The following is an 8,295-nucleotide window of genomic DNA, read 5'->3' on the forward strand; positions in this document are numbered from 1 at the left end:
GGAGCCGCGGGGGCGGGGAGCGGCGGCACGGGAGGGATGACCAGCGGGGCCACGGGCGCCGACGATGCGGCGGGCGAGGGAATGCCGGGAACGGGCAGGACGCGCGTGGCGGCGGGAAGGTGAGCGGTGGCGCGCTCGTCGGCCTCCGCGAGTGCTTCGCTCAACCGCCGCAGCTCGACCGCGACCTCGGCGGCGTGCGGCCGTTCGGCCGGGTCGATGCTCGTCATCGCGGTGAGCAGCCGCCCCCAGTCCTGTCCGAGCGACGCGGGAACGTCCGGCGCCAGGTGCAGGCGGGCGAGGGCGGTCTCGACGCTCAGGGTGGGCGCGAAGCCGGGTGTGCCGGTCAGTGCCTCCAGGAGCACAAGGCCCAGCGCGTAGATGTCGACCGACGGCCGTACCTCGCCGTTGCGCAGCTGCTCGGGCGCCATGTACGTGAGGGTGCCGAGGACGATGCCCGGCGCGGTGACCCGCGACGTGTCGATCATGCACGCGATCCCGAAATCCGCGAGCTTCGCCGTCCACCGGTCACTGCCCGACGCCGGCGGGGTGAGGAGAACGTTGGACGGCTTGACGTCACGGTGCACGATGCCCGCCGCGTGAGCGGCATGGAGGGCGGAGGCGACGTCGGCTCCGATGGTCGCGACCTCCTGGGGGGTCACGGCGGAGCGGGAGAGGCGGCTGCTGAGCGTGGGGCCGGGAACGAACTCCATCACCAGGTACATCGCCCGGCCGGGGTCGAGGCGGGCGTCGAGGAGCGTGACCAGGTTGGGGTGGTTGAGGGAGGCGAGCAGCGCCTTCTCGGAGTGCGCGCGGTCCGTCGAGGTCACGGCATCGTCCGAGGTGCGGAAGATCTTGACCGCGACCGTGCGCTCCAGCGCGATGTCCTCGGCGCGGTACACGGTCGCCATGCCGCCGACGCCCACGGCATCGCCCAGCCGGTATCGGCTGTCGAGCAGAGCCTCGGTCGGCGTCGCCTCCTGCGTCCACATGGTGCAGCCTCCCCGTCGCCGGGTCGGGTAGCCCGGCGACTCTCTCACGCTAGGGCCCTGCACGATTCCCGTCTTCGGGCTTGACTCCGGGTCAGGGACCTGCAAGAGGGTGTGTGGAATGCCCCCGGGACGCGCGGAAGCGCCCGCCAGGAATCCCGGCGGACGCTTCGCGGTGCGGGTCAGACCCCGAAGTACAGCTCGTACTCGAACGGGTGCGGACGCTGCGCGATCGGCAGGATCTCGTTCTCGTACTTGTAGGAGATCCAGGTCTCGATGAGCTCCTCGGTGAACACGCCGCCCTCGAGGAGGAACTGGTGGTCGTTGCGGAGCGCCTCGAGCGAGTCGAGCAGCGAGTTCGGCACCTGCGGGATGTTCTTGGCCTCCTCGGGCGGAAGCTCGTAGAGGTCCTTATCGACCGGCTCGTGCGGCTCGATGCGGTTCTTGATGCCGTCGAGACCTGCCATGAGCTGCGCCGCGAAGGCGAGGTACGGGTTGCCGGAGGCGTCGGGAGCGCGGAACTCGATGCGCTTGGCCTTCGGGTTGGAGCCCGTGATCGGGATACGGATCGCGGCGGAGCGGTTGCCGGCCGAGTACACCAGGTTGACCGGAGCCTCGAAGCCCTTCACCAGACGGTGGTAGCTGTTCAGCGTCGGGTTCGTGAAGGCGAGCAGCGCGGGAGCGTGCGCCAGGATGCCGCCGATGTACCAGCGGGCGATGTCGCTGAGCTGGCCGTAGCCGGCCTCGTCGTAGAACAGCGGCTTGCCGTCGTTCCACAGCGACTGGTGCGTGTGCATGCCGGAGCCGTTGTCACCGTAGAGCGGCTTGGGCATGAAGGTGGCGACCTTGCCCCACTCCTCGGCCGTGTTCTTCACGATGTACTTGAACTTCAGGATGTCGTCCGCCGAGTGCACCATCGTGTCGAAGCGGTAGTTGATCTCCTGCTGGCCCGCCGTGCCGACCTCGTGGTGCGAGCGCTCGAGGATGAAGCCGGCCTCGATCAGCTTGAGCGTGATGTCGTCGCGCAGGTCGGCCGTCTTGTCGACCGGGCTCACGGGGAAGTAGCCGCCCTTGTACGGGGTCTTGTTGGCGAGGTTGCCGCCCTCCTCCTCGCGACCGGTGTTCCACGCGGCCTCCTCGGAGTCGACCTTGTAGAAGCTCTCGCCCGCCGTGACGGAGTAGCGCACGTCGTCGAAGATGTAGAACTCGGCCTCGGGCGCGAAGTACGCGGTGTCGGCGATGCCGGTCGACGCGAGGTACTTCTCGGCCTTCTTGGCGACCTGACGCGGGTCCTTCGAGTAGATCTCGCCGGTGCGCGGGTTGTAGATGTCGAAGATCATCACGAGGGTGCTCGCCTCGCGGAACGGGTCCATGTAGGCCGTCGTCACGTCGGGGATGAGCTGCATGTCCGACTCGTGGATGCTCGCGAAGCCGCGGATCGAGGAGCCGTCGAACAGCTGCCCGTCCGTGAAGAAGGCCTCGTCGACCGTCGCCGCAGGGATGTTGAAGTGCTGCTGCACGCCAGGGAGATCGGTGAACCGGATGTCAAGGAATTTGACGTCGTTCTCCTTGATGTAGGCCAGTACCTCGGACGAATCTTTGAACATGTAACGACTCCTGTGATGCGGATCGATGGCTTCGGGGCCACTCTGCACAGTACGGACGGGGGATTTCTCCACGGTATCCGCTTTGTTTCGAGCGTGTTACAGCGTGAGGGCGGAAGGCGCGGTTCCGACGGCTCGGTAGGCTGGTGTGGTGACGGATGCGGTGAACAGGTACCCCGGTGAACGACTCGGACTCCCGGAGTCGGGAACGGGAAGCATCGCCCGTCCCGGACGACGCATCGGCGCTCTCGTGATCGACTATGCGGCCGCCACGATCATCGCCACCGGCTTCCTCGGGTTCGACCAGTTCGCGCTGCCGTCCGAGGCGGGTCTGACGCAGTTCGCCCCGCTGCTGGTGTTCGCGGTCCTGCAGATCCTGTTCATCCCCACCGCGGGGGGTAGCCCGGGTCACCGCATCCTCGGCATGCGCCTGGTGCGTCTCGACGGCGCCTGGATCGGGCTGTGGCGGCCGGTCGTTCGCACGCTGCTGCTGCTCGTCGTGATCCCGGCGGTCGTCTGGGATGCGGATCAGCGCGGTCTGCACGACAAGGCGGTCGGCACCGTCCTCATCCGCGCCTGAGCCGCGTCGAGTCGCCCGCTTGCCTCAGACGCGTCCCCGGTTGCGGCGGCGTGCCTCGCGCGGTGCCCTTCCACCGAGGAACGAGCGCGCGGGGTCCACGACGTAGCCGTGACGCAGGGCCTCGCGACCGATGAGCATGCGGAACCCCATCTCGTCCCGGTTGCTGAGGGTGACCTCGGCCAGCACCTCGCGGTCGACCAGGCGGATGATCAGTTGCACCACCAGACGCTCCTGCGCGTGCCCGGACGAGCTGCGCACGGCGCGGCGATCGTGCACAGGGCACTCGACGACGACCGCGTCGTCCTGGCTGTCCTGCCACGGGTTCACCCGGAAGCGGACCCACGCCTCGCCCTCACGCTCGAACTCGTGCACGTCGAACGCGTGCAGCGATGAGGTGCGCGCGCCGGTGTCGATCTTCGCCTTGATCCAGTCGACGCCGAGATCGGGCAGGCTGACCCACTCTCGCCACCCCGTGAGGGTGTTTGAATGGGTAGACCTACTCACCTGATACATCCTGGCAGGAAATCCCCCGTGAAGATCGCAGTGCTGTCCCGTGCGCCGCAGGCGTACTCCACCCAGCGCCTCCGGGCCGCCGCGCTGCAGCGGGGGCACAACGTCAAGGTGCTGAACACCCTTCGCTTCGCGATCGACCTCACCTCCGATGAACCCGACCTGCACTACCGGGGACGCCAGCTGAGCGACTACGACGCGATCCTGCCGCGCATCGGGAACTCGATCACCTACTTCGGTACGGCGGTGGTCCGCCAGTTCGAGCAGATGGACGTGTACACCCCGAACACTGCCAACGGCATCTCGAGCGCGCGCGACAAGCTCCGCGCCAACCAGATCCTCTCCCGGCACAACATCGCGATGCCGCCCACCGCTTTCGTGCGCAACCGCGCCGATGTGCGCCCGGCGATCGAGCGCGTCGGCGGTGCCCCGGTCGTGATCAAGCTGCTCGAGGGCACGCAGGGGATCGGCGTGATCCTCGCCCCACAGGTCAAGGTCGCCGAGGCGATCATCGAGACCCTGCACTCCACGAAGCAGAACGTGCTGATCCAGAAGTTCATCTCCGAGAGTCGTGGGCGCGACATCCGTGCGCTGGTCGTGGGCGACCGTGTGGTCGCGGCGATGCGGCGGTCGGCGGCCGGCGACGAGTTCCGCTCGAACGTGCACCGCGGCGGATCGGTGGAGGCGATCGAGCTCGACCCGGTGTACGAGCGGGCGGCCGTCCGTTCGGCGCAGATCATGGGGCTGCGGGTGGCGGGAGTGGACATGCTCGAGGGCGACGAGGGACCGCTCGTCATGGAGGTGAACTCCTCGCCGGGACTGCAGGGCATCGAGACGGCCACGAAGCTCGACGTCGCCGGCGCCATCATCGACTACATCGCCGGGCAGGTGGCGTTCCCCGAGATCGACGTGCGACAGCGCCTGACGGTGTCGACGGGGTACGGCGTGGCGGAGCTGATGGTGCACGGCGCCGCCGACCTGGTGGGGAAGACCCTGGGTGAAGCCGGACTGTGGGAGCGTGACATCACCGTGCTCACGCTGCACCGCGGGGTGAGCGTGATCCCGAACCCGCGCAAGCACGTCGTGCTGGAGGCGGACGACCGGTTGTTCTGCTTCGGCAAGCTCGAAGAGATGCGCTCGATGATCCCGGAGCGTCGTCGTCGCCGGGCGAAGGTGCGGCGCCTGCCGAAGCAGCCGCTGTCGGAGTGACGACGCGCGGCCGCCCTCCGAGGAGGACGGCCGCGCGTCGATCGTGCGGTGTGCGGGTCAGCGCGGACGCTGCGGGCGCACCTTGGTGGGGTCGATGCCCTTCGGGATCGGCAGCGACGAGAGCGACTGCGACACGGAGTCGACGCGACGGATCACCGCGGCCATGGTGGCCTTGTCGATGGCCTTGGGAAGCTTCTTGATGGTCTTGGCGAGGTCGGCGATGGGTACCTCGTCCTCGCCGTGCCCGACGTAGAGCACTGTCACGGGGACACCGTGCGCGACGCGCTGCGCCTTGCTCCGCTCCTCGTTGACCAGGCGCGTGAGGCGGCCGCGGGCACCTTCGCCGACCACCACGATGCCGCCGCGACCGATCGTTCGGTACACGGCCTCCTGGGTCTTCGGGTTGATCCCCACCGGGGTCTCCGATGCCTGCCAGCGACGCCCGAGACTGGTGCTCAGCACGTGACCGGTCGCGCCGGGCATGCCGTCGATCTTGGTGTACATCGCCGAGGTCGACAGTCGCGTCATGAGGAACAGCGCGCCGAGCACGCCCAGCATGAGGCCGGTGATGCCCCAGAGCACGAGGGTCCACACCTGGAACGGCGGGATGAGGTAGCCGGCGACGAGGCCGAGAAGGATGCCGCCGACGAGGATGCCGGCCTGCGCCCAGGGGAGCCACGGGTAGGCCTCGCGCGTGAACCGGAAGAGGGACTTGATCTGGGAGAAGAACCCAGGACGCTTCTCGGGTTCGGGAGCACGCTTTGCCATGACATCCAGCCTACCGAGTCCCAGACCCTGACGATGTCGTCGTTCGCGCGGAGCGGAGCAGCACGAGGACTCGCTCTGCACAGCCAGCCGCAGCCGGCGGACCTTTCCGCTCACGCCGTGGATGGCTCCGGGCGCACGATCCCTCGGGTGAGATGGGCGCATGACCGACGCCCAGACGATCGAGACGGCCCCACCGCCGCTGCTGGCACGAGCGCACCGCACGCTGCGGATGCTGTCGTCGCCGGACACCCCCTTCGCGGGGGCGCTCGTCACCAGCGGCGACGGCGTGGCGGTGCGGTGTCCGAGCGAGGAGCTCGCGGGATGGGCGGGCTGGCACTTCGCGGGCGCACAGCACGTCGCCGGACCGCTGGACATCGTCCGACGTGCGGACGGCCACGATGTGCTGCTGCCCTGGTGCACCGATCGGTTGCAGGCGTTCATCGACCGACGGTCCGCCTCGGGGCAGCGGTTGAGTCAGGGTGAGGTGTGCACGGTGGCGGTGAGTCTGCTGCGCGGCATCGGTGAACTGGCGCGCGTGGGCAGCGGCGTCGAGGGTACGTGGTGGCTCACCGACGGCGGGCGACCCCTGTTCGTCATCGGTGAGGGGAGCGGGATCCGGTCCGCAGCGGCGACGATCGTCGAGACGCTCAGGGACGGCGAGACCGATCGAGCGCTGAGGCGTGTTCTCGACCGGGTGGGGGATGGACTGCGCGAACGACTGGAGCACCCCCGGGTCCCGCGGCGGCTTCTCGACGAGTGGGAGTGCGAGCTTCTCGCCCTCGTGTCCCCACGTCCCCTGGAGCATCAGACGACGAAGCCGGTGCGGGCGCGCGACCTCTCCCGCGTCGTCGAGCCCGCTGCGGGCGGGGTCGCCCCGACCCGGAGGAGCCTCGCGACGCGGAGGTCCGCGGTCCGTACCCCACGGACCACCCGGGCGAGAGTCCGCAGCGCCGTGCGGATGTTGCGGGAGAACATCGCGTCGCGGATCGCCGACGCCAGGGAGGCCGTCCGCGTGCGGCGGGCGACGAGCGGTAGGGGGCGGGATCGGGCCGCGGCTCCCCGCGCACCCCGTCGCCGACTGCTGTTGATCGCGGCAGCGGGTGCGGCCGTCGTGCTCGTGGGCGGGCTGATGTGGCCGAGCGGCGACGGCGGGAGCGACGCCCGAGGTGCCTCCACCGCCGTGGGGACGGCGCCGACGCCGACGTCGACCGCGGATGGTCGGGCGAAAGGCGGGTCATCGACGACAGGAGCCGAGCACGCGTCTGCTGCCCCCACGCCGCCCGTCGCGGAGGCGGGCGACCCCGCCGCCGCCGTCCCGACGCTCGTCTCCGCCGCTGAAGCCTGTCACTCCGCAGGGGACACGGAGTGCGTCGCCGCGATCGCGCCCGGTTCCGCAGGAACCGTCGACGCCGTGCGCGCGCTCAGCGGTGAGCTCACGGTCGAGCTGGTCGACGAGTACGGCGACGTCGCGGTCACCCGCGTCGCTCGGCCGGCGGAGGCGGGCGCCGCGAGTCCCACCGCGATGGTCGTACTCGTGCGGCAGGACGACAAATGGCTGGTCCGCGACGTGTACGACGTCGCGGACCAGCCAGAATGATCGTTCGGTCAGGCGCCCAGCTGCGGGGCGAACTGCGCCGCTTCGAGGCGCGCCTTCACCGCACCGAGGAAGCGCGCCGCGTCGGCACCGTCGATGATGCGGTGATCGTACGACAGAGCGAGGTACACATACGAACGGACCGCGATCGCGTCGGTTCCGCCGACCTTGACGAGACCCGGACGCTTGACGACCGTGCCGGTGCCGAGGATGGCGGACTGCGGAAGGAACACGACGGGCGTGTCGAACAGCGCACCGCGGGAACCGGTGTTGGTCAGCGTGAAGGTTCCGCCGGCCAGCTCGTCCGGCTTCAGCTTGTTGTCGCGCGTGCGGGCCGCGAGGTCGGCGATCTCGTGAGCGATCTGAGCGATGTTCTTCGACGCGGCGTCGCGCAGCACCGGAGTGAGCAGCCCGCGCTCGGTGTCGACCGCGATCGAGACGTTCTCGGTGGCCGGGTAGACGATCTGCTCACCGTCGACCGTCGCGTTCACGATCGGGAAGGCCTGCAGCGCCTCGGCGGCGGCCAGCGCGAAGAACGGCAGGAACGAGAGCTTGTCGCCGGTCTTCTCGAGGAACGAGCCCTTGACGCTGTCGCGGTACTCCGCCAGCGCGGTGACGTCGACCTCCACGACCGTGGTGAGCTGCGCCGTCTGCTGCATGGACTCGACCGCGCGCTTGGCGAGCACCTTGCGCAGACGCGACATCGGCTGGGTCGTACCCCGCAGCGGGGAGACCTCGAGCGGTGCGGGAGCCGGAGCCGCATTCGTGGCGGCCGGAGCCTGCGATGCGGACTCGGCAGCCTTGAGCACATCCTCCTTGCGGATGCGCCCGCCGACACCGGTACCCGTCACGGAAGCGAGATCCACGCCCTGCTGTGCGGCCAGACGGCGTACCAGCGGGGTGACGTAGAGGTTGTCGTTCTCCGTCGGCAGCGAGAGCTTCGGAGCGGGCGCCTCGGTCGCTGCGGGAGCCGGTGCGGCCTGCGCCGGAGCAGGGGCAGCCGGTGCAGGGGCCGCGGCCGGAGCCTGGGGCTGGGCGGGAGCC

General features: G+C 69.5%; 8 protein-coding genes. 3 read left to right on the forward strand and 5 right to left on the reverse strand.

Annotated elements, in window-relative coordinates:
• The coding region (locus DW299_RS11205; RefSeq protein ID WP_136036631.1) for a serine/threonine-protein kinase at positions 1-989 on the reverse strand (989 nt) is incomplete at its 3' end.
• A gap of 179 nt (positions 990-1,168) precedes the next feature.
• Positions 1,169-2,593, reverse strand: a complete 1,425-nt coding sequence (glnA, locus tag DW299_RS11210) for a type I glutamate--ammonia ligase (protein WP_136030300.1) — start codon at positions 2,591-2,593, stop codon at positions 1,169-1,171.
• A 148-nt stretch (positions 2,594-2,741) separates the two neighbouring features.
• On the opposite strand from glnA, the gene DW299_RS11215 reads away from it, so the two are divergent.
• The gene (locus tag DW299_RS11215; protein WP_372490597.1) at positions 2,742-3,170 is read left to right on the forward strand and encodes an RDD family protein; all 429 of its coding nucleotides are present in this window, start codon (positions 2,742-2,744) and stop codon (positions 3,168-3,170) included.
• Between the two features lie 24 nt (positions 3,171-3,194).
• Here the strand turns inward: DW299_RS11215 and DW299_RS11220 are convergent, their stop codons facing one another.
• A complete protein-coding gene (locus DW299_RS11220; RefSeq protein WP_136036632.1) occupies positions 3,195-3,683 on the reverse strand; it encodes an ATP-dependent zinc protease family protein in 489 nt (162 codons plus the stop codon).
• Between the two features lie 18 nt (positions 3,684-3,701).
• Between DW299_RS11220 and DW299_RS11225 the strand changes: the two genes are divergently transcribed.
• Positions 3,702-4,889, forward strand: a complete 1,188-nt coding sequence (locus DW299_RS11225) for a RimK family alpha-L-glutamate ligase (RefSeq protein ID WP_136030304.1) — start codon at positions 3,702-3,704, stop codon at positions 4,887-4,889.
• 57 nt (positions 4,890-4,946) lie between these two features.
• Here the strand turns inward: DW299_RS11225 and DW299_RS11230 are convergent, their stop codons facing one another.
• Complete coding sequence (locus DW299_RS11230; RefSeq protein WP_136030306.1) at positions 4,947-5,657, reverse strand: DUF4191 domain-containing protein; 711 nt, start codon at positions 5,655-5,657, stop codon at positions 4,947-4,949.
• A gap of 160 nt (positions 5,658-5,817) precedes the next feature.
• On the opposite strand from DW299_RS11230, the gene DW299_RS11235 reads away from it, so the two are divergent.
• The gene (locus DW299_RS11235) at positions 5,818-7,254 is read left to right on the forward strand and encodes a hypothetical protein (protein ID WP_136036633.1); all 1,437 of its coding nucleotides are present in this window, start codon (positions 5,818-5,820) and stop codon (positions 7,252-7,254) included.
• Positions 7,255-7,262: 8 nt separating this feature from the next.
• Here DW299_RS11235 and DW299_RS11240 read toward each other — a convergent pair.
• Positions 7,263-8,295: 2-oxo acid dehydrogenase subunit E2 (locus DW299_RS11240; RefSeq protein WP_205814377.1), on the reverse strand; the 1,033-nt coding region annotated here is incomplete at its 5' end.

Origin of the sequence: Microbacterium sp. K35, from assembly GCF_004794375.1 — a bacterium.
Lineage (GTDB): Bacteria > Actinomycetota > Actinomycetes > Actinomycetales > Microbacteriaceae > Microbacterium > Microbacterium sufflavum.